The sequence below is a fragment of the Chelativorans sp. genome (genome assembly GCF_031180965.1).
Lineage (GTDB): Bacteria > Pseudomonadota > Alphaproteobacteria > Rhizobiales > Rhizobiaceae > Chelativorans.
Map to the genome: position 1 here is coordinate 44,915 of NZ_JAPSLH010000009.1, position 26,479 is coordinate 71,393.

The 26,479-nt window shown below is 64.0% G+C and carries 28 protein-coding genes; 12 read left to right on the forward strand and 16 right to left on the reverse strand.

Features of this window, described 5'->3' with window-relative positions:
* The first annotated feature begins 82 nt into the window (after positions 1-82).
* The 8 genes from RIN79_RS09225 (at position 83) to RIN79_RS09260 (ending at position 6,839) form a co-directional block, all read left to right on the forward strand.
* On the forward strand, positions 83-1,003 hold the full coding sequence (locus RIN79_RS09225) for a DMT family transporter (protein ID WP_309084357.1): 921 nt from the start codon (positions 83-85) through the stop codon (positions 1,001-1,003).
* 42 nt (positions 1,004-1,045) lie between these two features.
* A complete protein-coding gene (locus tag RIN79_RS09230) occupies positions 1,046-2,254 on the forward strand; it encodes a multidrug effflux MFS transporter (protein ID WP_309084452.1) in 1,209 nt (402 codons plus the stop codon).
* 9 nt (positions 2,255-2,263) lie between these two features.
* Positions 2,264-2,878 (forward strand): molybdenum cofactor guanylyltransferase MobA, encoded by a 615-nt coding sequence (mobA, locus tag RIN79_RS09235; RefSeq protein ID WP_309084358.1) that lies wholly within the window; start codon positions 2,264-2,266, stop codon positions 2,876-2,878.
* Entirely contained in the window at positions 2,875-3,375 is a 501-nt protein-coding gene (gene mobB / locus RIN79_RS09240) for a molybdopterin-guanine dinucleotide biosynthesis protein B (protein ID WP_309084359.1), read from the forward strand. The genes mobA and mobB overlap by 4 nt, the downstream gene beginning before the upstream one ends.
* Positions 3,376-3,490: 115 nt before the next feature.
* Complete coding sequence (locus RIN79_RS09245; RefSeq protein WP_309084360.1) at positions 3,491-4,276, forward strand: ABC transporter substrate-binding protein; 786 nt, start codon at positions 3,491-3,493, stop codon at positions 4,274-4,276.
* 127 nt (positions 4,277-4,403) lie between these two features.
* Complete coding sequence (locus RIN79_RS09250; protein ID WP_309084361.1) at positions 4,404-5,117, forward strand: ABC transporter permease; 714 nt, start codon at positions 4,404-4,406, stop codon at positions 5,115-5,117.
* Positions 5,114-5,947, forward strand: a complete 834-nt coding sequence (locus tag RIN79_RS09255) for an ABC transporter permease (protein WP_375165902.1) — start codon at positions 5,114-5,116, stop codon at positions 5,945-5,947. Before RIN79_RS09250 ends, RIN79_RS09255 begins: the two co-directional genes overlap by 4 nt.
* A gap of 22 nt (positions 5,948-5,969) precedes the next feature.
* Positions 5,970-6,839 (forward strand): NAD(P)-dependent oxidoreductase, encoded by an 870-nt coding sequence (locus tag RIN79_RS09260; RefSeq protein WP_309084362.1) that lies wholly within the window; start codon positions 5,970-5,972, stop codon positions 6,837-6,839.
* Between the two features lie 7 nt (positions 6,840-6,846).
* On the opposite strand, the gene RIN79_RS09265 is transcribed toward RIN79_RS09260, so the two are convergent.
* From RIN79_RS09265 to RIN79_RS09275, 3 genes are all read right to left on the reverse strand, one after another.
* A complete protein-coding gene (locus RIN79_RS09265; RefSeq protein ID WP_309084363.1) occupies positions 6,847-7,338 on the reverse strand; it encodes an Lrp/AsnC family transcriptional regulator in 492 nt (163 codons plus the stop codon).
* Between the two features lie 91 nt (positions 7,339-7,429).
* Positions 7,430-8,137 (reverse strand): uracil-DNA glycosylase family protein, encoded by a 708-nt coding sequence (locus RIN79_RS09270; RefSeq protein WP_309084364.1) that lies wholly within the window; start codon positions 8,135-8,137, stop codon positions 7,430-7,432.
* On the reverse strand, positions 8,073-8,690 hold the full coding sequence (locus RIN79_RS09275) for a thermonuclease family protein (RefSeq protein WP_309084365.1): 618 nt from the start codon (positions 8,688-8,690) through the stop codon (positions 8,073-8,075). Before RIN79_RS09275 ends, RIN79_RS09270 begins: the two co-directional genes overlap by 65 nt.
* Positions 8,691-8,758: 68 nt before the next feature.
* On the opposite strand from RIN79_RS09275, the gene RIN79_RS09280 reads away from it, so the two are divergent.
* Positions 8,759-10,279: a HAMP domain-containing sensor histidine kinase gene (locus tag RIN79_RS09280; RefSeq protein WP_309084366.1), complete on the forward strand. Its 1,521-nt coding sequence runs from the start codon at positions 8,759-8,761 to the stop codon at positions 10,277-10,279.
* A gap of 3 nt (positions 10,280-10,282) precedes the next feature.
* On the opposite strand, the gene RIN79_RS09285 is transcribed toward RIN79_RS09280, so the two are convergent.
* Positions 10,283-11,251 (reverse strand): nicotinate-nucleotide--dimethylbenzimidazole phosphoribosyltransferase, encoded by a 969-nt coding sequence (locus RIN79_RS09285; RefSeq protein ID WP_309084367.1) that lies wholly within the window; start codon positions 11,249-11,251, stop codon positions 10,283-10,285.
* A 108-nt stretch (positions 11,252-11,359) separates the two neighbouring features.
* Between RIN79_RS09285 and RIN79_RS09290 the strand changes: the two genes are divergently transcribed.
* On the forward strand, positions 11,360-11,593 hold the full coding sequence (locus RIN79_RS09290; RefSeq protein WP_309084368.1) for a DUF1289 domain-containing protein: 234 nt from the start codon (positions 11,360-11,362) through the stop codon (positions 11,591-11,593).
* Positions 11,594-11,596: 3 nt separating this feature from the next.
* Positions 11,597-12,295, forward strand: a complete 699-nt coding sequence (locus tag RIN79_RS09295) for a TIGR02281 family clan AA aspartic protease (protein WP_309084369.1) — start codon at positions 11,597-11,599, stop codon at positions 12,293-12,295.
* A 29-nt stretch (positions 12,296-12,324) separates the two neighbouring features.
* Here RIN79_RS09295 and dusA read toward each other — a convergent pair whose 3' ends face one another.
* The 6 genes from dusA to RIN79_RS09325 form a co-directional block, all read right to left on the reverse strand.
* On the reverse strand, positions 12,325-13,320 hold the full coding sequence (dusA, locus tag RIN79_RS09300) for a tRNA dihydrouridine(20/20a) synthase DusA (protein ID WP_309084370.1): 996 nt from the start codon (positions 13,318-13,320) through the stop codon (positions 12,325-12,327).
* A 124-nt stretch (positions 13,321-13,444) separates the two neighbouring features.
* Positions 13,445-14,725, reverse strand: a complete 1,281-nt coding sequence (locus RIN79_RS09305; RefSeq protein ID WP_309084371.1) for a TRAP transporter large permease — start codon at positions 14,723-14,725, stop codon at positions 13,445-13,447.
* Positions 14,726-14,732: 7 nt separating this feature from the next.
* The gene (locus RIN79_RS09310) at positions 14,733-15,230 is read right to left on the reverse strand and encodes a TRAP transporter small permease subunit (protein WP_309084372.1); all 498 of its coding nucleotides are present in this window, start codon (positions 15,228-15,230) and stop codon (positions 14,733-14,735) included.
* Between the two features lie 29 nt (positions 15,231-15,259).
* Positions 15,260-16,252 (reverse strand): C4-dicarboxylate TRAP transporter substrate-binding protein, encoded by a 993-nt coding sequence (locus RIN79_RS09315; protein ID WP_309084373.1) that lies wholly within the window; start codon positions 16,250-16,252, stop codon positions 15,260-15,262.
* A 41-nt stretch (positions 16,253-16,293) separates the two neighbouring features.
* Positions 16,294-17,376: an Ldh family oxidoreductase gene (locus tag RIN79_RS09320; RefSeq protein ID WP_309084374.1), complete on the reverse strand. Its 1,083-nt coding sequence runs from the start codon at positions 17,374-17,376 to the stop codon at positions 16,294-16,296.
* Positions 17,373-18,116: an SDR family oxidoreductase gene (locus tag RIN79_RS09325; RefSeq protein WP_309084375.1), complete on the reverse strand. Its 744-nt coding sequence runs from the start codon at positions 18,114-18,116 to the stop codon at positions 17,373-17,375. Before RIN79_RS09325 ends, RIN79_RS09320 begins: the two co-directional genes overlap by 4 nt.
* A gap of 244 nt (positions 18,117-18,360) precedes the next feature.
* Between RIN79_RS09325 and RIN79_RS09330 the strand changes: the two genes are divergently transcribed.
* Positions 18,361-19,326 carry a GntR family transcriptional regulator gene (locus RIN79_RS09330; protein ID WP_309084376.1) on the forward strand — a complete coding sequence of 322 codons (966 nt, stop codon included), beginning with the start codon at positions 18,361-18,363 and terminating at the stop codon, positions 19,324-19,326.
* 119 nt (positions 19,327-19,445) lie between these two features.
* Here RIN79_RS09330 and RIN79_RS09335 read toward each other — a convergent pair whose 3' ends face one another.
* From RIN79_RS09335 to RIN79_RS09360, 6 genes are all read right to left on the reverse strand, one after another.
* Positions 19,446-20,462 (reverse strand): amidohydrolase family protein, encoded by a 1,017-nt coding sequence (locus tag RIN79_RS09335; protein WP_309084377.1) that lies wholly within the window; start codon positions 20,460-20,462, stop codon positions 19,446-19,448.
* Positions 20,463-20,542: 80 nt separating this feature from the next.
* Positions 20,543-21,325 (reverse strand): IclR family transcriptional regulator, encoded by a 783-nt coding sequence (locus RIN79_RS09340; RefSeq protein ID WP_309084378.1) that lies wholly within the window; start codon positions 21,323-21,325, stop codon positions 20,543-20,545.
* Positions 21,322-23,265 carry a TRAP transporter fused permease subunit gene (locus RIN79_RS09345; RefSeq protein ID WP_309084379.1) on the reverse strand — a complete coding sequence of 648 codons (1,944 nt, stop codon included), beginning with the start codon at positions 23,263-23,265 and terminating at the stop codon, positions 21,322-21,324. Before RIN79_RS09345 ends, RIN79_RS09340 begins: the two co-directional genes overlap by 4 nt.
* A gap of 4 nt (positions 23,266-23,269) precedes the next feature.
* Positions 23,270-24,226 carry a TAXI family TRAP transporter solute-binding subunit gene (locus RIN79_RS09350; protein ID WP_309084380.1) on the reverse strand — a complete coding sequence of 319 codons (957 nt, stop codon included), beginning with the start codon at positions 24,224-24,226 and terminating at the stop codon, positions 23,270-23,272.
* Positions 24,227-24,455: 229 nt separating this feature from the next.
* A complete protein-coding gene (locus RIN79_RS09355) occupies positions 24,456-25,376 on the reverse strand; it encodes a PfkB family carbohydrate kinase (RefSeq protein ID WP_309084381.1) in 921 nt (306 codons plus the stop codon).
* A complete protein-coding gene (locus RIN79_RS09360; RefSeq protein WP_309084382.1) occupies positions 25,369-26,469 on the reverse strand; it encodes a sn-glycerol-3-phosphate ABC transporter ATP-binding protein UgpC in 1,101 nt (366 codons plus the stop codon). Before RIN79_RS09360 ends, RIN79_RS09355 begins: the two co-directional genes overlap by 8 nt.
* Positions 26,470-26,479: the final 10 nt, after the last annotated feature.

The window sequence follows — 26,479 nt, forward strand, 5'->3', positions numbered from 1 at the left end:
AGATTTTTCGTGGTGTTGGACCGATTGCCTTGAATGCACTTCGGCCATAAGTGAGGCTTACGAAAACAGCTTCGGAGCCGATGTGGCCCTTTCTGTAAATCTCAGAGGTGCGCTGTTCATGTCGATAGCCATGGCCGGCTTCACCTTCAATGATGCATTGCTGAAATTCGTTCTGCCCACGATGAATTTGGGCCAGGCCGTGCTTGTGCGTGGGGTGTTCGCCACCGCGCTGCTTTTTCTCCTTGTGGCGCGCCAGCGCGGCCCGCTGCGGTTCGGCGCATTGCTGCATCCCAGCGTGCTGATCCGGCTGGTGTGTGAGGTAGCGGCGACAATCACCTTCGTCCTTGCGCTGATGCGCCTGCCGCTCGCCGATGTGAGCGCGGTGCTACAGGCTCTGCCGCTCGCGGTCACGCTTGGCGCAGCCTTCATCTTCAGCGAACCGGTCGGCTGGCGGCGCTGGCTGGCGATCCTCGGCGGCTTCGTAGGTGTGATGATCGTCGTCAGGCCCGGTTTCGAAGGATTCAACGCGTGGTCCCTTTCAGCCCTCGTAACCGTCGGGTTCTGCGCGGTTCGCGACCTGTCCACCCACAGTATTCCCCGCGAGGTGCCCACCGCCTGGATTTCAGCCGCCACCTCCCTTGCCGTCATGTTGTGCGGCGTGGTCCTGATCGGCCCTTTCGGCGGCTGGTCTCCGCTGACATTGCCCAACACCGCTGCCCTCTTTGGCTCCGCGCTTGCGCTCGTATTTGGATACCAGTTCATCATCAAAGCCCTGCGCGAGGGCGACATCTCATTCATGGCGCCGTTCCGCTATACGGCACTTTTGTGGGCCATAGCACTGGGCTACCTGCTTTTCGGCGATGTACCTGACGGTCCGATGCTGCTCGGCTCCGCATTGATCGTGGTCTCCGGCCTCTATGCACTCTATCGCGAGCGGGTTGCCGGAAGGCAGCAGCCGATCATTGAAAGCACCGAGCCCAATATGGCTCCCGACGGTCTTTGAGGAAAAGATGCGCTTGCCCGAAAGCCTGATCCCGCGGAGGGCATATTGACCGCCCGCCCTTTTGACCGCACGACGCCGCCTCACGTCATCACCCTGGTGATCGCGGCCGCCACATCGGCCCTGCCGACCAATCTTTTCCTGCCCTCCCTTCCCGGGATGGCCGTCTATTTCCACGCCGATTACAGGGTGGTGCAGCTCGCCGTGTCCCTCTATCTGGCGGCGACGGCGGTGCTTCAGCTCGGCATCGGACCTGCTTCGGACAGGTTCGGCCGGCGGCCGGTGATGCTCTTCTGCCTGGCCGTTTTCATCGTGAGCACGATCGCCGCCACATTTGCGCCGACGATCGAGATCCTGCTCTTCCTGCGCCTGTTTCAGGCCTTCTCCGCTGCCGGGATGGTGCTTTCCCGCGCGATCGTGCGCGACACGGTCGGCCCGGACGAGGCGGCGAGCCGCCTCGGCTATATCACCATGGGAATTGCGATCGCGCCGATGATCGGTCCGGTGATCGGCGGGCTCTTGGAGGAGCTCTATGGCTGGCAATCCACCTTCCACCTCATGCTGGCCTTCGGCATCGTCGCATTCGCCCTCGTCTATCTCGATCTTGGTGAGACGAACTCAAATCCGTCCACCAGTGTCAGCAGTCAGATAAAGACCTATCCGGAACTGTTCCGCTCGCGCCGCTTCTGGGGCTATTCCGCGACAGCCGCCTTCACCTCCGGTGCATTCTTCGCCTTTCTGGGCGGCGGCCCCTTCGTCGCGACGGAGCTTCTCGGGCTATCGCCGTCGGCTTACGGGCTCTATTTCGCCCTGATTTCCTTGGGCTACGTGCTGGGCAATTTCGTTTCCGGGCGCTATTCGCGTGCCCTTGGCATCAACCGGATGATGCTCTTGGGCAGTGTCGTCGCATGCGTCGGCACGGTCCTGTCCATCCTTCTCTTCGCTGCCGGCTACTACCACGCCCTCTCGCTTTTTGGGCCCACCTTCTTCGTCGGCGTGGGCAACGGAATTGCGCTGCCCAACGCAAATGCCGGTACCGTGAGCGTGCGTCCGCACCTAGCAGGCTCGGCCTCCGGCCTTGGTGGCGCCCTGCAGATCGGCGGAGGGGCGGCGTTGGCCGCTCTCGCCGGCGCGCTGCTCACGATCGAGTCCGGCCCCTACCCGCTTCTGGCCGTCATGCTGCTCTCGTCCGTGTGCAGCATTGCCACCAGCTTCTGGGTTATGCAGGTTGCTCACAGGAAGGGCGATCTTTGAGGAACGGTTGTGGATAGGAAGGTTGCGGGAATTATCCTGGCCGGCGGAAAGTCCTCGCGGATGGGCGGCGGCGACAAGGCCCTTCATCTGCTTGCCGGACGACCGATATTGACCCATGTGGCCGATCGACTGGGCCGTCAGGTCGATGTCCTGGCGATCAACGCCAATGGCGATCCAGCGCGATTTACGGAGTTCGGTCTGGCCGTGGTAGCCGATCCGCAGCCTGATCTTGGGCCTCTGGGCGGTGTTCTGGCCGGGCTTCTTTGGGCGAGAAGCCATGCTTGCCCTTGTGCTCTCACCGTCGCCTGCGATACGCCCTTCTTCCCGGAAGACCTCGTGAAGAGGCTGCGCGACGCTGCCGACCAACCGGACCGGATCGTCCAGAGCAGCTCCGGCGGACGAACGCATCCGACCTTTGCGCTTTGGCCGGTGTCTCTGGCGGAAGACCTTGACGAGTTCCTGCGCCAAGCAGGCGCGGCCTCCATGCGCGCCTATGCGGGCGCTCGGCACCGGCCGGCGGTCGTCGATTTTGCTGTCGCCGGAGGCGTCGATCCCTTTTTCAACATCAACACGAGGGACGATCTCATAGCGGCGGAGCGGATTGCATCGGAGATCGAAGGATGACGGCGGTCATCGGCATCACCGGCTGGAAGAATTCGGGCAAGACCACGCTCACGGAACGGCTCGTGGCAGTCTTCGTCGCCCGCGGGCTGCGCGTCGCCACCGTCAAGCACGCGCATCACGATTTCGATATTGATCAGCCTGGGACGGATTCCTTCCGCCATCGGGCGGCCGGCGCCGCGGAAACGGCCATAATCTCGGGGCGCCGCTGGGCGATCATGCATGAGTTGCACGACGAAAGCGAGCCGAACCTCGCCGACATCCTCACCAAACTGTCCCCTTCCGACCTCGTCGTGGTCGAAGGTTTCAAGAAGGAGCAGCATCCAAAGATCGAGTGCCGGCGACTGGCCGCGCGCGACCGGACGCCGCTCGGGCTGCCAGGCATCGTCGCCATCGCCAGCGACCACGCGGTGAGTGACGATCTGCCTCGCTTCATGCTGGACGATGTGGAGGCGATCGCCGATTTCGTCACCGGCTACCTTGGCATTCAGCCACGGTGAAATGCAGGCGATTGCAAAGCTTTATGGTTGCATTTCCGTCGTGAAGAGTGGGAATATCGCCGCAAGTCCCGCGGGCTCACCCGATGCGGGGCAAATGCGACAGAGAGGAACATCCATGGGTATCACACGGCGTATTGCACTTGGTCTTTCCGCGGCGGCGCTGACCTTCCTGGCCGGCAGCTCACTGGCCCAGGACAAGATGCAGATCAAGATCGGCACCGAGGGCGCCTACCCGCCCTTCAATTTCCTAACGGCCGACGGCAAGCTCGAGGGCTTCGATGTCGACATCGCCCGCGCGCTCTGCGAGGAGATGAATGCCGAGTGCGAGTTCGTGACCCAGGATTGGGACGGCATGATTCCCGCGCTCCAGGCGGGCAAGTTCGACGCTATCGCTGCTTCCATGTCCATCACGCCGGAGCGCCTGGAGCAGGTCGACTTCACCAATAAATATTACAATACGCCGCCGGCCGTCGTCGTGCCCAACGACTCCGACATTGCTGGCGTGACCAAGGAGGACCTTGCCGGCAAGACGATTGGCGTCCAGGGTTCGACCACCCACGCCAACTACGCTGAGGCCACCTATACGGACAGCGATGTGCGGCTTTATCCGACTGCCGAGGAATACAAGCTCGACATCTCCAATGGCCGTCTCGACGCGGTGATGGACGACATCGTCGTCCTGCAGCAATGGCTGGATACGCCTGACGGCGAATGCTGCAAGGTGGCCGGCACCGTCAAGCCGGTGGAGGAGATTCACGGTCAAGGCGTGGGGCTTGCGATCCGCAAAGGCGAAGACGAGCTTCGTGAAAAGTTCAATGCTGCCATCGAGGCGATCCGCGCCAACGGCAAATACAAGGAAATCAACGACAAGTACTTCACTTTCGATGCCTATGGCAGCTAGGCGCCACGATTACTGATGTTATCCGAGCGGCGGGAGAAATCCCGCCGCTTGACATTGTGGCTGCGCGCCAGTTCAACACCGCCGACATGGCTGGGCATGTCGAGCGACGCAGGGGAAGCGAGCGGAGATGGACGGCATTCTGACCCTCCTCAGCTTCGGCCCGGAAGGCTGGAGCGATGAGATCGCCGGCGGGGTCATTATCACGGTCTCCCTTGCGCTTGCCACCCTTCCCTTCGGCCTGGCGGTCGGGTTCGCGGTAGCACTCGGAAAAATCTCCGGCGACCGCGCCTTGCGGCTGGCCGCCAATATCTACACGACCATCTTCCGTGGCTTGCCGGAGCTTCTAACGCTGTTTCTCGTCTTTTACGGCGCGCAGATCGCAATCCAGCATCTGATGCGGATCACCGGCTCGGCCGGTACGATCGAGATCAACGCCTTCGTGGCCGGTATGGTGGCGCTCGGCGCGGTTTTCTCCGCCTATGCGAGCGAGGTTTTCGTCTCTGCTTTTCGGGCCATTCCGCGCGGCCAATACGAGGGCGCATATGCGATCGGCTTGTCCCGCCGGCGCACCATGCGGCTCGTCATCCTGCCGCAGCTCATCCGTTTCGCCCTGCCAGGCTTGTCCAATCTCTGGCTCATCCTCCTGAAGGAAACCTCCCTCGTCTCCGTGATCGGGATCGCCGATATATTGCGCCAGACCCAGGTGGCCGCACGGGTGACCAAGCAGGCCTTTCTGTTCTTCGGCCTTGCCTGCCTCATATACCTCGCTCTGGCGGTCCTCTTCTCCATCGTGCTTTCAGCGATCGAGCGTCGCGTCTCTCTCGGCGGGGCTGTGCGATGACGCCCGCGCGCAGTATGGAGAACGTGGAAGACCTTCCTCCGCCCCATATCGCGTCGCGATGGACCCCCGCACGCATTCTCGGCCTTTTGCTGCTCGGCCTCTGGACCTTGGTGGGCCTCGGCATTGTAGTCTTCCTCGTCGCCTCCTGGAATCCCGAGCTCTTCTGGCGCTATGCGCCCAACTATATCTCGGGCCTGTGGGTCACGATCCAGCTTGTCCTGATCTCGACCATCGCGGGGGCGGTTCTTTCGGTCCCTATTGCCGTCGGGAGAAGCTCCTCGAGCTACCTCGCCTCGGCGCTGTCCTATGCTTATGTCTATTTCTTCCGCGGCACCCCGCTGCTCGCGCAGACTTTCCTTGTCTATTACGGTCTCGGCTCGTTCCGGCCACAGCTCGAAGCCATCGGCCTGTGGGTATTCTTCCGCGAGGCGTGGTACTGCGCGCTGCTTGCCTTCGCGCTCAACACGGCGGCCTATCAGGCCGAGATCCTGCGCGGCGCGGTGCAAAACGTCGGGCGGGGCCAATGGGAGGCGGCGGCCGCGCTCGGCCTTCCGCGGCTCCTCACCCTGCGCAAGATCATCCTGCCGCAGGCCATGCTCGTGGCACTCCGCCCTTACGGCAACGAGATCATCCTTCTGATCAAGGGCTCCGCTATCGTCGCCATCATCACGGTCTACGATCTGATGGGCGAAACGCGCCGCGCCTATTCCCGAACATTCGACTTCCAGACCTATATCTGGGCGGCGCTCATCTATCTCAGCATGGTCGAGCTGTTGCGCATCGCAACGGAACGGATAGAGCGGCGGCTGACGCGGCATCTGCGCCGCTGACATTCACAAGGAGGCATGAGGGATGGCCAAGGTTGCTTTTATCGGGCTGGGGGTGATGGGCTATCCCATGGCCGCGCATCTGAAAAACCGGGGCGGGCACGAGGTGACCGTCTACAACCGGACGACGGCCAAGGCGGAGAAATGGGTTTCCGAACATGGGGGCGCCCTCGCGCTTACTCCGTCCGAGGCCGCCAGCGACAAGGAGTTTGTCTTCGCCTGCGTGGGCAATGACGGCGACCTGCGCTCGGTCACGGTCGGGCCGGAAGGCGCATTCGGGTCCATGAAGCCCGGCTCTATTTTCATCGACAACACCACGGCGTCGGCCGAGGTCGCGCGTGAACTCGCAGAAGAGGCCGAAAAGCGCGGCTTTGGCTTTATCGACGCACCCGTCTCCGGCGGCCAGGCAGGGGCTGAAAATGGAGTGCTCACCGTCATGTGCGGCGGCGATCGCGCCACCTTCGAAAAGGCCCGGCCGGTGATCGACGCCTATGCCCGCATGGTTGGGCTGATGGGCCCGTCCGGCGCCGGCCAGCTCACCAAGATGGTGAACCAGATCTGCATCGCTGGACTGGTGCAGGGCCTGGCCGAAGGCATCCATTTCGGCAAGAAGGCGGGGCTCGACGTAGAGCAGGTGGTAGAGGTCATCTCAAAGGGGGCGGCAGGGTCCTGGCAGATGGAGAACCGCCACAAGACCATGAACGCCGGCAAATATGATTTCGGCTTTGCCGTCGACTGGATGCGCAAGGACCTCGAGATCTGCCTCACCGAGGCTGACCGCAATGGCGCCAAGCTGCCGATCACGGCCCTGATCGACCAGTTCTACAAGGAGGTGCAGCAGATGGGTGGCGGCCGGTGGGACACCTCCTCGCTGCTCGCCAGGCTGGAACGGTAGCCGCGCCTCAAGCGGCGCTGCTGGCCGGCTCCTTGTCGAGAACGAGATAGTCGAGCGGAAGCTCCGTCGTGTATTTGATCTGCTCCATGGCGAAGGCCGACGAGACGTCGCGGATCTCGATCTTCGAAATGAGCTTCTTGTAAAACGCATCATAGGCCGCGATGTCCGGCACCACGACGCGCAGGAGGTAGTCGACGTCGCCGCTCATGCGGTAGAACTCGACCACTTCGGGGAATTCCTTGATGACCTCGGAGAAGCGGCGCAGCCATTCGTGGCTGTGGGCATTCGTGCGGATCGACACGAACACGGTGACCCGCGCATTGATCTTCACCGGGTCGAGCAGGGCGACGCGCTTGCGGATCACGCCCTCCTCCTCCAGCTTCTGGATGCGCCGCCAGCAGGGCGTAGTCGACAGCCCCACTTTCTTAGCCACGTCAGCGACAGCCAGAGTAGCATTCTCCTGCAGCAGGCGCAGGATCTTACGATCAAGACGATCCATGAGGAATCTCCAGCAGAAATTTTTTCTACAAATGGCGGATTGTTTCGCGGTTTACAACAAAATTTTCCTCAGCGCTTTGCGCAGCAGATCCTCAAATCAACCGCCTCACTTCACCTCTCAATGCGGGCAGCAGCTCCTGCTCGAACCAGGGGTTCTTTTTGATCCAGCCACTGTTGCGCCAGGAGGGATGCGGCAACGGCAGCACGCGAGGGGTGCCCGCTGCAAAGATGGCGCGCCAGTTCCTCACCGTGTCCGTCATACTCCCATGGCGCAGATCTCGAAGATGCCACGCCTGGGCACATTGACCGATCGCCAGGATCAGCTCGATTTGCGGCATTTCCGCCAGCAGCCGCGCGCGCCAGGCCGGCGCGCATTCCCGGCGCGGCGGCAGATCGCTGCCTTTCTCGTCATAACCGGGAAAGCAGAAGCCCATCGGCACGATGGCGAACTTGTCGGGATCGTAGAACAGCGCCCGGTCGACGGCGAGCCAGTCGCGCAGCCGGTCTCCGGAGCGGTCATCGAATGGGAGACCGGAGGCGTGCACGCGGATGCCCGGCGCCTGCCCCGCGATCAGGATGCGCGCCCTGCGCGAGGCGACAACCACCGGCCGCGGCTCGTGCGGGAAGGATGTGCCCGAAGGCCGGTCGCGGCATATCCGGCAGGCGCGGATGTCGCGCAGCAACTGTTCCAACGCGCCTCCCACTTCGCTCCCGCTGTCCCCAGGCCCTGAGGCCTCACACGCTGCCGGTGCCATAAACAAGCTGCCGCAGGAAGTTGACGATCCGTCCCAGCCAGTCATGTGGCGGCTCCTGCAGATTGCGCCGCCCCTCGCGCCAGTTGCGCGGCCGGTCGAAATCCCCGGCCCAAAGTCCCCTGCCCGCCTCCCGCGCTTCAGCCTCCGCGGCGGCATAGTCTCCGTAGGAAACAGCCCAGCCGGCGCGTACCATCGCTTCGGCCAGATCTCTGCCGCCGGCTTCACAGTGCGCGAGCAGCCGCCCGTAGCGGTCGCGTTCCCAGCCCCGGCAAGTGACGGAGCCGGCGCCCGCGAGCTCAACCAATGCGCGCCGCGCCCGCGCGCCGCAGTCATAGGCGCGGTCATCCACGCGGCAATCCTGATCGTGTTCGGGAGCATCGATGCCGCGCAGTCGGATCCGCTCTCCGCGAAGTGTCAGACTGTCGCCGTCGTTGACAGCGGCGGTCCCCGCGACTTGCCGCGTCGCCACCTGATCCAGCCGCGCGGCCGAGAGTGCCAGAAGAGCAAGGATCGCGAGGGCAAGGCCGACATCCGAGACACCGCGCCAAGCCCTCGGACTTCTCCTGGCGCGCGAGTAATTACCGCGCCTTACACGCATTTTCTGAAGGGTCTCTTAATCATTGCGGCATAATTTGGCGGTTGAATGCCGGCAACGCGTACCAGCTGATGGCGCTGAACAACAGCTTTATGAGCGACAAGTTCATTGTGGACCGCAGAAAGCCGCGCCGCCAGAGCGACGTGGCGCGGGCGGTCCAGCGCACGCGCGACCGGCTTCTGCAGAACTCCGGCAATCCAGTCTTTGACCGGGAGATGCTCAAGATCCACGCGCGCGGTATCATAAACAGCGCGCCGGCTATTCTCCTACTCGTGCTTGCCATCGGTGTTGCAGGATTGGCCATCGGCCCTGCGCGGGACATGCTGTTCTGGGGAGTTCTCACCGGCGGAAGCTATGCGGGCCTCTACCTGCTCTCGCGGCACGTCGACGGGATGGCCCTCGACGAGATGGATGTACGCGGCCAGCGTGTGCAATTTCTCGTCCTGCACTTCCTGAGCGGCCTAGGCTGGGCCTATCTGGTGCTGCTCGAATGCCGGGAGTGCGGTTTCGGCCATGTTCCGGTGTTCGTCGCGATCATTCTCCTGGTCATGATCGCCGCAACCGCGTTGGTCGCCTCGTCCCTGCGCGGTGCTATCATCGTCACTTTCGCGCTTCCCGTCGCCACTTATGCCGTCACTTATGTCCAGCTGCCCCTTGCCGTCGAGCCGATCATGGCGGGGCTGCTCGTGCTTTCGCTCCCCTTCTTCTCCTATGTCGCCCACCACCGCAACCAGGCGGCGGTAAGCATCCTCGCCTTCCGCACCGAGAACGACGCGCTCATTGCCGAGCTGGAGACGGCAAAAGCCATGTCCGACGAGGCGCGACGCCGTGCCGAGGAAGCCAATCTTGCCAAGTCGCGCTTCCTTGCCTCCATGAGCCACGAGCTGCGCACGCCGCTCAACGCGATCCTCGGTTTTTCCGAGGTGATGGCGAAGGAGGTGCTGGGGCCGATCCAGAACCAGACCTATCGCGACTACGCCAAGGACGTGCACGATTCGGGCCAGCATCTGCTCGAGCTCATCAATGAGATCCTGGACCTCTCCCGCATCGAGGCGGGCCGATACCAGCTCAATGAGGAGCCTCTGTACCTCTCCGACGTGGTGCAGGAATGCTGCCGAATGATGGAGCTTAAGATAAGGGCGAAGAACATCCGCCTCATCCAGCAATTCGAGCCCAGTCTCCCGCGTCTTCAGGGCGACGAGCGTGCCTTACGCCAGATCACGCTCAATCTGCTCTCCAATGCGGTGAAGTTCACGCCGTCGGGAGGCGAGATCCGCGCGCGTGTCGGCTGGACCGCCGGGGGCGGTCAATACATATCCGTAAAGGACAATGGTCCCGGCATTCCCGAGGACGAGATGCCCGTTGTCCTTGCCGCCTTCGGCCAGGGCTCGATCGCCATCAAGAGCGCCGAGCAGGGTACCGGCCTCGGCCTCCCCATTGTCCAGGGGCTCGCCAGCCTGCATGGCGGGGTGTTGGAGCTGAAATCCAAGCTGCGCGAAGGCACTGAAGCGATCGTCGCGTTTCCGCGCTCGCGCGTGCTGGAGGAACTCCCTCCCATTCCCGCGCGGCAAGGGCGAAAGGCGGCCGGCTGAGACTTAGCTCCGCGATCGGCGCCTCCTGACTTCGGCCATGCCGACGGATATGTCGCCCGCGGTCCTGATCAGCCCGGCAGCGAGTGCTCCTGCGATCGCGCCTCCACCCGCTACGCCCAATTCGAGTATTGGTTCCAGCCCGATCCGAGCGGCGGCTTTGCGATGCGGCGTCGACGCGGTTGCCGCGAGCAGGCAGTGGTCGAGCGTGCCGGGAGCAAGCCGATAGAGCGTCGCTGCGGCCGCTGTGGCGGGCAATCCGTCGAGGATGACGGCCACTTTCTGCGTGCGCGCTGCAAGGATAGCGCCGGCCAGTGCGGCGATCTCGCGGCCGCCCAGCCTGCGCAGGGCCTCCAGCGGGTCGCCGAGATGACCGGCGTGGAGTTTGAGAGCGTCGTCCACTACCTGCAGCACGGCGTCCGAGCCCTCCCATTCTCTTCCGTCGGTGCCCGCCAGGCCGCTGAGGAGCGTCATCGCGGAAGGGTCGCCCGCGTTGTCGACAGTGCCAAGGCAGATGAGATCCGCGCCGGTGGCTACGGCCTCCATGCCGAAGGCCATGGTTGCGGCCGCCGCGCGCTCCTCAAGTGCCGGCGCCCTGGCGAAATCCTCAACCGGCAGTTCCAGAGCAAGGTCGAAGACGTTGAGGCCGAGATTGTTGGCGGCGCAGAGATGGCTGATCGGCGCCGCGCCGGCCGCGATGTCCTCCACACCGGCGCGGGCCTCCGCGATCCAATCGGCGGCGCCGAGCCGGCGCGAGACCGCGTGCGTGGCGGCAAAGAGGGCCACGACCGGCCTTGCCACCCGCGCCGGAGCCCGCCCCGTCGCAGCCGCGAGCCAGGCCGCCAGATCGGCGATGCGGCCGAGAGATGCACCAGCCAAATCCTCGCGGACTCGTTTGCCCGCCCCTGCATCCACGGCTGGCAACTGGCGGATCAGATTCCGGACGTCGTCGAACGGCAGGCCGGCTGTCATCATTGTCTCCCCAAAGCGGGTCCAGGGCATAACGGGCGGCACGGCACAAGGCAATCCGCCGGGCTTGCGTTCCCCCGGGATTGGGCCCATCTGAAGCCGGAGGAAAGGTTCATGAGCGCCATCGAATCCCCCTGCATCCTCGTCTGCTCGATCGACGACAAGACCGGCTACTGCTTCGGCTGCGGCCGCACGCGCGGGGAGATCGCTGCCTGGCTCACCATGACGCCGGCCGACCGACGGGCGGTGATGGAGAGCCTCCCGGCACGCCTTGCGACCGTCGAGCGCCGGCCGAGGCGCGAGACGCGTCGCGCTAGGCTGGCGCGCGAACGCGCGGAGCGGGCCTGAACCATGTGGTTCTTTTGGACGCTTATCGCCGTCATGGTCGCGGGCATCGGCCTTCTGATGGCAAGCCAGGACAGCGGCACGCTGTTTGGACTGGCGAGCGATTCCTTCGCCTCGATGCTCTATCTCAGCCTCTGGGCGGCGGTGCTCATCGTCGGCATTCTGGGCTCGCGCACCCGGTTCCGCGATGTCGCGCGTGACCTTGCCTATTGGCTCCTCATCCTGCTCGTGCTGATGACCGGCTATCAATTCCGCTATGAGCTGCAAGACATGGCAAGCCGCCTCACGGCCGGACTCATTCCCGGCAGCCCGATCACCATGTCCGGCGCAGAGCGCGCCAGCGTCATGTTCGAGAAGGCCTCCAATGGCCATTTCGAGGTGCGGATGCTGGTCAACGGGACCGCTGTGCGGGCCCTTGTGGATACGGGCGCGACAAGCACCGTGCTGACCACGGCAGATGCCGCGCGTGCGGGACTCGCCGTCGAGGAACTCGTCTATGCGACGCCGGTGATGACGGCAAATGGCCGGGCGCTCGCTGCTTCGACAGTCGTCGATAGGCTGCAGATCGGTCCGATCGAGCGCGAGCGGGTCCCTGTGCTTGTCGCCGGACCTGGGTCGCTGGACCGGAGCCTGCTCGGAATGCAGTTCCTGAGCAGCCTTTCCGGGTTCGAGATGCGCGGAGACCGGCTGATCCTGCGGGATTAGTTAGCCGCTGCGGGTGCGCATGCTGCCGCTCAGGCCGCCTTATCCTGCGATGCGAGGCCGATCTCGGCAAAGGCGCGGCGCAGGACGTCCGGTCCCGCGCCGGGGCGCGTCGCGTCGGTGGACAGGATTTGCCGGTAGCGCCGGGCGCCAGGCAGCCCATGGAACAGGCCCGTCATATGACGCGTGACGTGGGACAGGCGGCCGCCCTGCTCGATGTGACGGGCCGCATAGGCAGCCATCCTTTCGACCAGCTCGGCATAATCGATCGGTTGCTCCTCGGCGCCAAAGATGCGAGAATCGGCCATGCCGAGCAGCGCCGGAGTGTGATAGGCGGCGCGGCCGAGCATCGCGCCGTCCACCCAGGTGAGGTGACGCTCAGCCTCCTCGATCGTCTGGATGCCGCCATTGATGCCGATGAATTTTTCCGGATATTTCTGCTTAAGGCGGTAGACCCGACCATAGTCGAGCGGCGGAATCTCGCGATTCTCGCGCGGGCTCAATCCCTGCAGCCAGGCCTTGCGCGCATGCACCCAGAGCGCGTCGACGCCTGCCGCGAAGACGGATTCGGCAAGACGGTCGAGCGCCTCCTCGGGGTCCTGCTCGTCGACCCCGATGCGGCACTTCACCGTCACCGGCACGTCGACCTTCCGCTTCATGGCAGCGACGCAGTCGCCTACGAGCTCGGGCACTTTCATGAGACAGGCCCCGAAAGTGCCCGATTGCACACGGTCCGACGGGCAGCCGACATTCAGGTTGATCTCGTCATAGCCGAACGAGGCTCCTATCCGCGCGGCCTCGGCGAGCTTTTCCGGCTCGCTGCCTCCAAGTTGCAGGGCAACCGGGTGCTCCGACGGGTCAAAGCCGATCAGCCGCTCGCGATGGCCGTGGATCACCGCATCGGCGACCACCATCTCCGTGTAGAGCAGCGTGCGCCTGCTGAGCTGCCGGTGGAAGAAGCGGCAGTGGCGGTCGGTCCAGTCCATCATGGGCGCGACGGCGAGCCGGAAATGCTCGTAGCTGCTCATTTTCTCTCTGGTCTAAATGCCGTGTCGATTGAGCCGATATAGGTCCTGCATCCTTGCTAAACTACGGCAAAATGCAGTCCGATGGTCGCACAGCGGTAGCGCGGCCCCACCCGTGCGGGCCAGCTCATCCGAATATCAGCTTCGGCACGAAAAGCACGGCGCCGGGAATGAGGATCAGGAAGAGCGTCACCGCGGCTAGGGCGAGGAAGAGCGGGATTCCCTCCCTCGTGTATTCGCCGACCCGGCACCTCATAATCGAGCAGACCGCGTACATCGCGGCGCCCACGGGCGGGGTGAAGTTGCCGATGGTCGCCGCCAGGATGAAGACGATCCCGAAATGAACCGGATCGGCGCCAAGCTGACGCATGAGCGGCAGAAAAATGGGCGTGAGCATGATGATGAGCACGGTGGCGTCTATGAAGAAGCCGGCCGCCAGGACGACAATGGCGATCAGGGCCATCGCCGCCTGGAGATTGGTGGTGATGCCGAGAATCCATCCCGAGACGATCTCCGGCACACGGTCGAGGACGATGCCATAAGTGAAAATCGCCGACAGCGCGATGAGGAACATCACCGAGCCGACGTCGGCCAGGCTGCCTTCCAGGGCTTCCAGGAACCCCTTCACCTTCATCTTACGGTAGATCAGCGCGCCGATGAAGACGGCGTAGAGGACAGCGAAAGCGCCGATCTCGGAAGGCGTGAAGATACCCATCCGCAGGCCGAGAAGCAGGAAGACCGGAAACAGGATCGCCCAGATGCCCCCCGTGAGCGCGTGGCCAAGTTCGCGTCCCGAAGGCCGCCTTTCACGCTCAGGCTTATAGCCACGCTTCCTTGCCGTCAGCCAGACGGTAGCGGCAAGCGCGATCCATAGGATGAAAGCCGGTACGAAACCGGCAGCGAAGAGCCGGCCGATCGAGACCTGGCCGATCGTGCCGTAAAGGATCATCCCGATGCCGGGCGGGATCATCGGCGTCAGCACTGAGCCGAAGGAGATCACCGAGGCGGCAAAGCCGAGCGTGAAGCCGCGCTTCACCATCTCGTGGCCCAACATACGCGCCTGCATGGCGGCATCCGCGATGGCCGAGCCGGAAACACCGCCCATCAGAGCCGAGAAGGCGATGGAGACTTGCGCCAGCCCGCCTTTGAACCTGCCGGTGAGCACGGAGGCGAGGTCCAGAAGGCGCTCGGTGATGCCCGAATGGTTCATGAAGTTGCCGGCCATGATGAAGAGCGGCACGGCGAGTAGGGCGAAATTCTGCGTCTGCGAGACAGTGACCTGGACGGGAATGGTGAAGGGCAGTTCCGGATGCTGAATGAAGAACATCACGCCGGAAATGGCGATCGCGAAGGCGACCGGCATTCCCATCAGGAGCAGGATCACAAAGGCGACGGATACGATCAGCATTGCACTCTCACCGCCCTGTGGCGGGGACGGCGCGAAGTAAACCATCCTCGTGCATTGCGGTGCGGATCTTCAGGAGCGTGGTGACGAGTAGCAGAAGTCCGCCCACGACGATGCTCGCCGTCACCCATGAGTAGCTCACGCCGGGAATTCCCTGGAAGGAGCGTGCGCGGCTCACCCAAGAAAGCCAAGTCCCGGCATAGACCACATAGGCCAGGAATGCCGTCAGGATCAGATAATTGAAATAGAGCAGTGCGCGAGCCGCGCGTCGTGGCAGCCGCTCCGTGACCAGTTCGATCGACATCAGCGCATCCTTGCGCCAGGCGATATCCGCGCAGAGGAAGCAGCCCCAGGCGAAGAAGCAGGTGGCAAGATCGATCGTCCAGTTGAGCGGGTGACCGAGCATGCGCGCCACTCCGCCTGTAAAGATCAGCGCCACCATGAGGAGCAGGAAGGTTCCGGCAAGCACCGCTTCCAGCCGGCAGATAAAACTGTAGATCGACCGCATGAGCGCCCCCACCGGAACCCGCCGTTCGGCTACTTGCCGATTTCCTGCTGCACCTTGTTCTTCGCCTCGGTGAGGCCAAGCGCCTCATAGGCCTTCTCGCCGGCTTTGCGGAACGCCTCCAGATCGACATCCCCGACGATCGTCATTCCTTTCTGGGCGAGCTGCTCCTTCGCGGTCTGGGTCGCCTGCTCGATGGCTGCGGAGGTCTCCTGGCCGGCTGCCCGGCACTCCTCCACCAGTGCCGTCTGAAATTCGGCGGGGAGGGTATTGAACCACTGCGAGCTTACGACCTGGAAATTCACGAGCAGGATATGCGCCGTCTCATTGGCGTGGCTCAGCACCTCGTTCAGGTTGCCGGCAACGATGTTGGCATAGACCAGCTCTGCTCCATCTATCGCCTGCTGCTGGAGGCCGGGGTAGATGTCGCCGAAATTCATCGCCGTCGGAACGGCACCGAGCGCCCGGATCGATTCCTGCCAGATCGGGGCCGGAGGCGTGCGGATGCGCAGTCCGGAGAGGTCCTCGGGCGTGCGGACCGGTTTGTTGGTGAAGAAATGCCGGAAACCCTGGATCCAGTCAAAGCAGACAACCTTCAGACCATGCTGGTCAGCCAGCTCCTGCTGCCAGGCCTGCATGGTGGGGGAATCGGCCAGTTTGTAGGCTTCCTCGAGGGAGCTTACGAAATAGGGTCCGTTCACGACGGCAATGCCGGGGACATAATTGCCGAGGCGCGCGGAATCGGTGTTCTGCCCGATATTGGCGCCCTGGCGGATCTGCTCGATGATGTCTTCCTCGACGCCGAGCTGGGCGCTGTGGAAGACCTCTATCGTCAGGCCGCCATTCGTCCGCTCCTTCACCCGCTCAGCCCACTTGGTGAAGCCCTGATGGAAGGGCTCGCCCGGCCCAAGCACGTGATTAAAGCGCAGGGTGTAGGTCTCCTGCGCATTCGCCGTGACTTGGAAGGCCAGCGCGATTGCTCCGGCGGCGCAAGCTGCGGCGAGCTTTCTGATCAGCATGTTCATATCTTCTCCTCCTTTACTGTTACGCACCCGCCGGCGGACCCTCATGTCCCCGGCAATTCAATCCCGAAGCGCTCGGCAAGTCGGCCAAAGGCCGCCAATGTGTCCGGATCGACCGGAATACCTTCCACCGCGCGGCGGTCGGCTTCCGCCCATTCGCGATCGCCCGGCGCCATGACCTTCCCGCCCGCCCGCGCGGGCGAACTGCGCAGCGCGGCCAGATAGCGGCGCATTCCGTCGGCAAAGGTCTCCTCATCCACGAAGGAATCGGGCCTCAGCGCCATCACAAAGGCACCAAGGCCGCGCGGCGTGGAAAAGTCCGGGCCGCCCATGGGAGCGATCTCGAAGCTCAGGCGCATACCCGAAAGCACCGCGCTGAAAATCTCCGCCAAGCCGGCAAGCCCGGCCCCCTTGAATCCAAAAGCGCCCCCCAGCGGGGCGAGCATCTCGACCTCTCCGGCGTCCTCGGTGTCCTCGCCATCGCCGCGCGAGGCGGTGCCGGGCGGCAGCTTTCGGCCGAGGCTTTTATAAAGCTGGACGCGATTATAGGGGATCGCGCTGGTCGCCATGTCGAAGAGCCACGCACGCTCTCCCGGGACAGGCACGGCGCAGGCGATCGGGTTCGTACCATGGAAGCGCATGGCGCCTTCGTGCAGCCGCACGAACGCGTCGGAGTTGCACATGACGAGGCCAATCATCCCCGCCTCGGCGGCCGCGAGCGCGAAGGCCCCCGCCGGCCCGAAATGCGATGTATTGCGAATGGCGACCGCGCCGATGCCGGAGCTGCGCGCGAGGCGCATGGCCTCCTCCATGCCGCGATAGGCGGCGAGCGCGCCATGCGCGTCCTCGGCGTCGAGGGTCGCGACGGCCCCGCCCCTGTTGACGAAGCGGAGATCGGGGCTGCGGTTCACACGCCCACCGCTCAAGGCGCGGACATAGTGATCGAGCAGGCGCACCCCGTGGCTGTCCACGCCCAGGCGCGAGCCATGCATCATGGCGCGCGTCGCCGCGTCCACCGTCTGCTCATCAGCGCCAGTCGCCGCGAGCGCTGCCCGGCAGAAGCGGTCGAGCTCCTCCGCCATCATGCGGTGCACCGCAGGGCCAAGCGTGGTACCGCCGCCGCTCATAGCGTCTGGCCTCCGTCCACCACCATCACCGTGCCGGTCGTGAATGCCGACTCGTCGCTCGCCAGATAGAGGGCAGCGGCAGCCATTTCCTCCACCTTGCCCAGCCGGCCCATCGGCTGACGCTCGACAAAACTGCGCCGCATCGCCTCCGGATCCTCGGCGGCGGCGATGCGCGCTTCGAGCGAAGGCGAATGGGTGGTGCCGGGACAGAGTGCATTCACACGCACTCCGGTTCGGATCACGTCGCGGGCGACCGCCTTGGTGAGCCCGATCACGGCAGCCTTGCTGGCGCCATAGGCGGCGCGGTTCCGCACTCCGGTGATCGAGGACGCGACGGACGCGATATTGATGATGGAGCCGTTGCGCCGCTCTATCATGCCGGGCAGGACGGCACGAATAGTTCGGAAGCAGGAAGTGACGTTCTGATCGAAGCTTCTTGCCCAATCCTCGTCGGAACAGTCGAGGACTGTGCCGTTGTGTACCCAGCCCGCACAGTTGACGAGAATGTCGATGCGGCCGGCCTCGGCAATCGCCCGCGCCACAGCCGGCCCATCCGTGACGTCCAACCCGATGGGCGCTATCGAGGAGAATTGCTCGGCCAGGTCTTGCATCTTTCCGAGCGAGCGGCTTGCGGCGAATACCTCCGCGCCTTCCGCGGCGAAGGCGAGCGCGATGGCGCGTCCGGTGCCCTGTCCCGCACCGGTGACGAATGCTCGTTTTCCCGCGAGCCGTCCCGCCATCAACACTCTCCCCAGCGGGGCGGCACCTCTGCCGCCCAGAACGTCCACTGTGTACACTAGACAAAATTTCAGGGCAATCCGTATTGTGCGGCCGGATGATCTGCGCGTTGTGTGCCGACAGGCGGCACAAGTGCCAGCGAATTGCCGCGTCCTCCGGAAGCGGCTATTTTCGCCCTCCGCCAAACGGCGATAACAACGGAAGTCTCACATGGAATCCGGGCAAGCGACACAAGCAGCGTCCGGCATGGCGCCCCGGCTATACCATCGCGCCTATGAGATACTTGCCGCGCAGATCGGCGACGGCACGCTTGCACCGGGAATGCGGCTGACCGAATCGAGCGTGGCTGAGCAGTTCGGCATCAGCCGCGCTCCCGCCCGCCGCGCCTTGGCCGAACTGGAACGCAATGGGTTTGTGACAAAGTCGTCGGGCCGCGGCTATTCCGTACAGGGAGCCCCCTCTGCGAATAAAGCCGTACCCAAACCAGCGACGGACGAGGATATGAGGCTCGTTTCCCGGCCGAGCTGGGAGCGGATTTATGGCGAGGTGGAGGACGAGGTCATCGGCCGCATTTCCTTTGCGAACTGGCGGGTGAACGAGGCTGAACTCGCGCGCTACTACGGCGTCAGCCGCACCGTGGCGCGCGATGTGATCGGCCGGCTGCAAAGCCGGGGGCTGCTGCGCAAGGACGAGCGCTCGCGCTGGTATGCGCCGGCGCTCACTCCCGAACATGTCGGCGAGCTTTACGAATTGCGCAGCATCCTGGAACCGATCGCGCTCGCCAAGGCGGTGCCGCATGTACCGCCCTCGTTCCTATCCCAGATGCGGGCGCATCTGGAGGATGCGGTCGCCAATGCAGAAGCCATCGAGGGGCCGGTGCTCGATAGCCTCGAGGAGGAGATGCATGTGAAGCTGTTGGGCTTCTGCGGCAACCGAACGCTGATGCAGGCGATCACCCTGCCGCAGTCCCTGCTGATCGCGCACCGGTTTCTTTACCGGTGGACGCCGCGTCTCTTCAAGACCGAGCCTTTCCTGCCGGAGCATTTGGAGGTGGTGGCTCATCTGGACGCGGGAGATGCCGCGAAAGCCGCCGCCGCGCTGGAGCGGCACCTCAAAGTGTCAGGCGGCCGCGCATTGGCGCGCGTCGACGTAATCCGGCGCGACTTCCGCGCCGAAAGCTTGCCTTATCTGGAGCAGCTTGACGGCAGCTGAGCTGGGCCAGACCCGGACCGCCTCTGTCGGGGACCCCGGCCGTCCGGATTGCGCGCCGGAGGTAGAAGGCTGCCAGCGATCCCGCCTTACCCCATGAGCGGATGTCCGCTCTTGCCTCCTCAGAGCTTCAGGCCAAGCAGGTTTACCGCATTGTCCTGGTAGAGCTTCCTGCGCGTCGTCTCCGGAACCTCGAGCGCATCAAGGATGCGGATGGTCTCGCGAATATACATCGGCCCGCCTTCGGGATCGAAGGGAGCGTCTGAGGCAAAGAGCACGTGATCCTCGCCAAAGAACTCGATCGCATGCTCGATCGCCTTGCGTGAGCCGAAGGAGGCGGTATCGGCGTAGAAATCCTTGAAATACTCCAGATGCGGGCGCTTCAGCCCCTTCAGCACGGCGGAAAGGTCACGGTCGCTCGTGCGCTTGCCCATCTGGTCCCAGCCGGGCCCGACCCGCCCTTCGAAGAACGGCACCATGCCGCCGGCGTGATGGGTGATCACCTTCAGGCCCGGATATTTGTCGAACATGCCCGAGAAGACCAGGCGCGCCATCGCGGCCGAGCTCTCGTACGGCCAGCCGAAGGTCCACCAGATCTCGTATTCGGATCGCTTCTCCGTCAGATAGTCCGGGAAATTTTCGCCGCGCGCCGGGTGCAGCCACACCGGCTTTCCCGCCGATGCCATATATTCGAAGAACGGTTCGAACTCCGGCAGGTCGAGGGGTTTGCCGGACACATTGGTGAAGATCTGCATGCCCACGGCGCCGAGCTCCTCGATGGCGCGCTTCGACTCCGATACCAGCGCATCCGGGTTGTTCATCGGCGCCGTGCCGATGAAGGCGGGGAAGCGGTCGGGGTATTTCCGGCACAGCTCGGCCATCGAATCGGAGCCGATACGGGAGAGCTCCAGCGCTTTTTCGGGACCGGCGAGCTTCTCGAGCGGCGGCGAGGCGAGCGAGAGCACCTGACGGTAGTCCTCGCCGAACATGTCCATCACCTCGAAACGGCGGTCGAGCTCGGTCATCATCGGAACGGCCCCGGACCGCATGGTGATGTCGGTCATGGACCCAATATGGGCGATCAGCGCGTCGAAAAAGGGCTTTGGCCAAATATGATTGAAAATGTCGATCTTCTTCATGGGATCCTCGCTCGCTATGCTGCAGCGGAGAATTGCGCGGCCAGCGCACCGAAGTCAACGATTTTTCTCACCTAATGAGACTACTGAGCAGCCGTGCCTAGACGCTGCTCGGAAAGCGCGAGCGTTATTTCCCCCGCAGCCTTGCGCACTTCCCTACCGATCTCGTCGATGATAGTGCCATTGACGAGGTGGCCGGCAATGGTGACGCAGACGGCGGCGACGGGACTCTGGCCGGCGTCGAAGACCGGCGCGGCAATGCCCACCACCCCAGGCGTCACCTCGCCGAATGCAACGGCAAAGCCCGCTTTCCTCACCCGCCTTAGGCTTTCCAGGACTTCGTCCACGCTGTTTCCCAGCCCGATCTCACGAAATTCCCCTATCGTCTGCTCGATAAGCGGGAGAAGGCGGCGGCGTGGGAGGAAGGCCATCATGGAGCGGGCAATGGCGCCGCGCCCCAAAGGCATGGGGCGGCCGCGTGGATAGCTGGTGCGGGGCTTCTGTGCGGACTGCTCGGAGGCGACGCAGAGAATACGGAAGCCATACCGGCGCACCAGGAGCGCCGTGCAGCTGTATCGGCTGGTGAGATTTTCCAGATGCTTCTGGCCGTTCAGGATCAGCGCGTCGGATTTCCGCAGGAGGAAATCCATTTCGACCACCTTCGGTCCGAGCGTGAAGCCGGCATTGGGAGAGGAACTCAGGAGCCCTGCTTCCTTGAGCGTCTTCAGATATCGGTAGAGCGTCGGACGGCTATAGCCGAGCCTTTCCATCAGCTCCTCCGGGGTCCATTCCAATTGCTCCTCGGAAAAGACCTGCAATATGGCAAGGCCCCTCTTCAGACTGTTTGCCGCCTGCTCGTCGCTCAACTTAGCGCCTTCTTCCTCTTTTCCCGCGTGCGGTAGGCTTCCAAAGCCAGGAGCGCAAGCCCGCCGATGACGCCGATAATATCCGTATAGATGGCGCCGGGGAACATGCCCGCGGGTATCAGCGCCATGAGGCCGAAGAACCCCAAAAGGCCGCGCATCGGCGTCGACAGCCTGGATAGCGCGTAGCCTGCCAGCGCCGCCGAGATAAGCCAGACACCGATGCTTGCCGTGGCAATCGCCAGCGCGATGTCCGACGGACTGCCGATGAGGAGCAGTGAGGGCGAATAGACGAAGAGGAATGGCACGATGAACGCCACCCAGCCGAACTTCATTGAAGCCCAGCCGGTCTTCATGGCCGGTGCCTGCGCGATGCTGGCCGCGGCGAAGGCAGCCATGGCGATGGGCGGCGTGATCATGGACATCATGCCGAAATAGAGCACGAAGAGATGCGCCGCCATCGGCTCGACCCCCACCTGTACCATGGCGGGGGCGACGAGCGCGGCGAGCAGGACGTAGACGCCGAGCGTCGGCAGGCCCATCCCGAGGACGATGCAGACCATTGCCGACAGCACGAGCAGGGCTGCGGCGCTGCCGCCGCCCACCTGCACCAATGCGTAGGTCAAGTTGAAGCTGAGGCCAGTCACGTTGAGCACGCCGATGACGATGCCGGAGGCGGCCGAGATGATGATGATCTCCACCACCGACTTGCCGGTCTCCTCGAATGTGCGCAAGAGCGAGGAGAGCTTTGGCCGGACCTTCTGGTAGCCGAAGATGAAGGCGGTGATCACAACGGTGAGCGCTGCGGCGAGCGCCGCCCGTTCCGGCTGCCACATCAGCCAGAACAGCGCCCCTATGAGCAGAACGAAGGCCAGGATGAAATGGAGGCCGGTGAGGACCAGCCTTTTGTCCGGGATGTCGGCCTTCGCGACGCGGGAAATTCCAAGCCGTGCAGCTTCCAGATCGGCCTGAATGAAGAGGGCTACATAATAGAGGAGCGCCGGCACGAGCGCGGCGAGCGCCACTTCGGCATAGGAGATCTGCAGGAATTCGGCCATCAGGAAGGCAGCCGCGCCCATCACCGGCGGCATGAGCTGGCCGCCTGTGGAGGCAACGGCCTCGATCGCGCCGGCCTTGTGGGCCGGATAGCCGTCGCGCTTGATCATGGGAATCGTGACGATACCGGTTGCTGTGACATTGGCCACCGCCGAGCCGGAGATGGAGCCGAACAGGCCTGAGGCGAGCACGGCAATCTTCATCGAACCGCCACGGAAGCGGCCCATGGTCAGCAGCGAGGCGTCGGTGAAGAAGCGCGAGCCGCCCGTATGGCCGAGCACATTACCGAAAAGGATGAAGGCCACCACGACAGTGGCGGCCACCGCCATAGGGGTGCCGAAGATGCCGTTGACGTCGAAGGCCATGTAGCCCGACAGCATCTGCCAGTCCTGCGGCCGGCCGGCGAGCCGTCCTGGGACATAGTTGCCGAACATCGCATAAAGCAGGAAGACGACGATGATGATGACGAGCGAGAGGCCGGTCGTGCGGCGCAGCGCTTCGAGCAGAAGCAGGATGATTGCCAGGCCCGGGACATAGGCGCTGGGAGGCCGTGAAAAGATGAGATTGACCACCTGGGGATAGCGGACCGTGACATAGCTCACGGCAAGGAAGGAGATCACGGCGAAGAGGATGTCGTACCAGGGCACGACCTCGCGCGGCGAGCCGCGGCGGGCCGGCAGCATCAGGAAGGCAAGCGGCAAGGACAGCGCAAGCACCGCCGCGAGGAATTGCTGCGGATAAAGCGCCAGCCCCACCATGCGCGGCAGGTTAATCGGCCAGGCGATCGCCAGCAGCGTCAGGCAGACGGCCAGGAGACTGGCGATCGGCCGCCAGACGGCGGGGGAAAGGCCGAAGCCGGCCTTCCCCACAGTCCCCTGCCCCGTCATAGACCTACTCTTTCCAGAGACCTACTTCCTTATAGAAGCGGATGGCCCCCGGGTGGTATTCGGAAGGCGCGGTCTCACCCACCATGTCCTGCGGATTGAAGGAATTGAAAGGCGGGAAGGTGGCGGCCATGGAGTCCTTATTCTCGTAGAGGGTCTTGGTCATCTGATAGACGAGATCCTCCGGCACGCCGGCGTGGGTAAAGACCACCTGCGGATAGGCGAAATAGGTCGCTTTCTTCTCCACGCCGGGCGTGTTCGGGCCCGGCTCCAGCTCGACAAAGAAGGCCACGGGCCAGTGCTGGCGCGCGAGTGCCAGGTTCTCCTCGGTCGGCTCGACCGGCAGCGCCCGCAGGCCGCCGACCGCCGCGTCCGCCTCGCGCACCTTGCCGGCGCCGTGCGCAAAGATGAATCCCACCGATTCGCCGGCGATGAAGGCGTCGGCTCCCGCCACGACGCTTGGCACCTGCACGGGCTGCATGTCGGCACGCGTCAGACCTGCGGTGGCGTAGATGGCATCGAGTTGCGGCAGAATGGTATTCTGGGCCGTGTACCCGTCGACCATCGGCTTGCCCTTAAGATCGGCAATGGTGTGAATGTCGGAATCGGCGCGCACGAAGATCGCTTCGACGAGCGGCATGACGAGACCCACGATCCTGAGATCCGGATTGACCGAGCCTTCGAACCACTCCTTGCCTTCGAGCGCGTAGTTCACCTCCTGCAGGTTTGCCACGCCGAACTCGATGCCGCCCGATGCGACGAAGGGTATGTACTGGTTCGGACTGGTGGCGGGCTGAATGGTGGCGTTGAGGCCGGCCCGGTTTGCCGCATTGGCCACGGCGGTGCCGATATTGTGGAAGATCGAGCCGGGATTCGAGGTTGCAATCCCGACAGTCTGCGCTGCCGCGGGACCGCTGAGGGCGATGGCGGCCGCAAGCGCGGCCAGGGCAAGCTGGCGTTTCATGCTTTTCTCCTCCGCTGTGCCGTACCGCCGCATGAGCGGTACCAAAATCCCTGAAAATGAGATTATTGGGCTATCATGCGCTCACCAGAGCGGCTTTTTCAAGCGCATTTCTCGCCGGGGGCGGTAGGGGGCGCGCGCAACCGAGGCCGCTCACGTCAATTGACCCGCGGAGGTGACGTCTTCATCGACGATCCGGATATCCGGCACCGCGCTGTTTCATCGGGCGCAGTCAGGTATTCGCAAAACCGGGATCGAAGCGGGCGAGCGCCGCGGCATCCGGCAGGCCGGCACGGCCGCCGGGCATCATGCATTTCAGCGCAGCGACAGCGTTGGAGAAGGCGATGCCCCTCTCCAGGGGCCAGGACCGGGCAAGCGCCAGCGCCAGCGCGCCATGGAATGCGTCTCCCGCACCGACGGTGTCCACCGCCGCAACCAAGGGCGGCCGCGCGTTGGCGATCCCGCCCTCCGCCAGCCAGTGAAGGCCTTCGGCCCCGTCCGTCACCCCGACCAGGCGGTGGCCAGGCCGGGCCGCCCACCGCAGGCCTTCTTCCATGTCTTCGCTTCCGGAGAATTGCATCAGACCCGGGCGAGAGAACACGACATGGTCGGCCGCTTCGACAAGAGCTGCAACCTGTTGGCGCGGGTGGCGCGAAATGTCGGCGTCGAGCACGCGGGGAATGCCGCGGCTGGTGGCCGACTGGAGGGTCTTCAGCGCTCCTTCAGGCCAGGACAGGTCGCAGAGGACCGCGCCGCCAAGGCTCTCAGGTTCGAGCCAAGCGGCGTCTCCAGGCAGGTTCGGATCGGCATAGGCGACGATCAGCCTTTCCCCATGGTCGTCGACCAAGATGACGGAGCCCGGTGAATGATGACCCGGAAAAAGCTTCAGCCATCGCGTATCCACGCCTTCCTGTGAGAGTTCCTCGCGCAGCGTCTGACCGACCGCGTCCTCGCCGAGGCGGCCAGCGAAGACCGCCTTGCCCCCCAGCCGTGCGATCGCCACGCTGGCAGTGGCTGCTGGGCCGCCGCCCACCTCCCGGCGCGACCTGGCATAGATCTTGACCGGCTGTGACGGGATCTCCGCCACGCTCATGATGATGTCCTGGATGGCGAGGCCGACGCAGAAGACCTCGCCCTGCACGCTGTCAGACAAGCGCCGCACCTGTCTCAAGATGGAAGAGATGGAGCCGCTCGGCATCGACCTCGAAGCGGCAGGCACGGTCTCCGACGCGGACCGAACCCGGTTCGACACGTGCCATGATGTCGCGCCCGCCAAGCGAAACGACAGCCATCGAATCGGCGCCATGGTCCTCGACGAGCACAACATCGGACGTGAAACTGGAGGGGCTGGTGCCGCCCTCGTCCGTGAAGAGCGAAACATGTTCCGGGCGAAGGCCGACTTCCAGCCTTTCGACGCCCGCCTTTCGCAATGCCTCTGCTCGCGCTGCGGGCAGTAGGACCTCCTGCTCGGGGCCGAAGGCAAGGCGCACCGCCTCCCCGTCTTGCCGCAAACTGGCGGGAAGGAGACTCATGGGCGGGGAGCCGATAAAGCTGCCGACGAAGCTGTTAGCCGGCTTTTCATAGATGTCCATCGGTGTGCCGATCTGCTGTACCTCGCCCTGCCGCAGGACCACGATGCGGTCGGCCATCGTCATCGCCTCGATCTGGTCGTGCGTGACATAGACGCTCGTCGTGCGCAGCGCGATCTGCAGCTTGCGGATTTCCATGCGCATGCCGACGCGCAGCTTCGCGTCGAGATTCGACAGGGGCTCGTCGAACAGGAAAAGTTCCGGATCGCGGATCAAGGCGCGGCCCAGCGCAACGCGCTGACGCTGCCCGCCGGAAAGGGCCTTGGGCTTGCGGTGAAGCAGCGTGTCCAACTCGAGAACGGCGGCCACGTCGGCAACGCGCCTGGCGATCTCGTCGGGCGGCATGTCGCGCATCTTGAGCGCGAAGCCCAGATTTTCCGCCACTGTCATATGCGGATAGAGCGCGTAATCCTGGAAGACCATTGCCATATCGCGGTCGCGCGGCGCCACATTGTTGAGATTGCGTCCGTCGAGCAGGATTTGGCCCGAGGTGACCTCTTCGAGCCCGGCAATCATCCGCAGCAGCGTGCTCTTGCCGCAGCCGGACGGACCGACAAGCACGATGAACTCGCCGTCCGCGACTTCCAAGTCCACGGCCTTTACCGCCACCACCGTTCCGAACCGCTTTTCGACAGCGCGCAGCGTCAGCCCTGCCACTTTTCCCTCG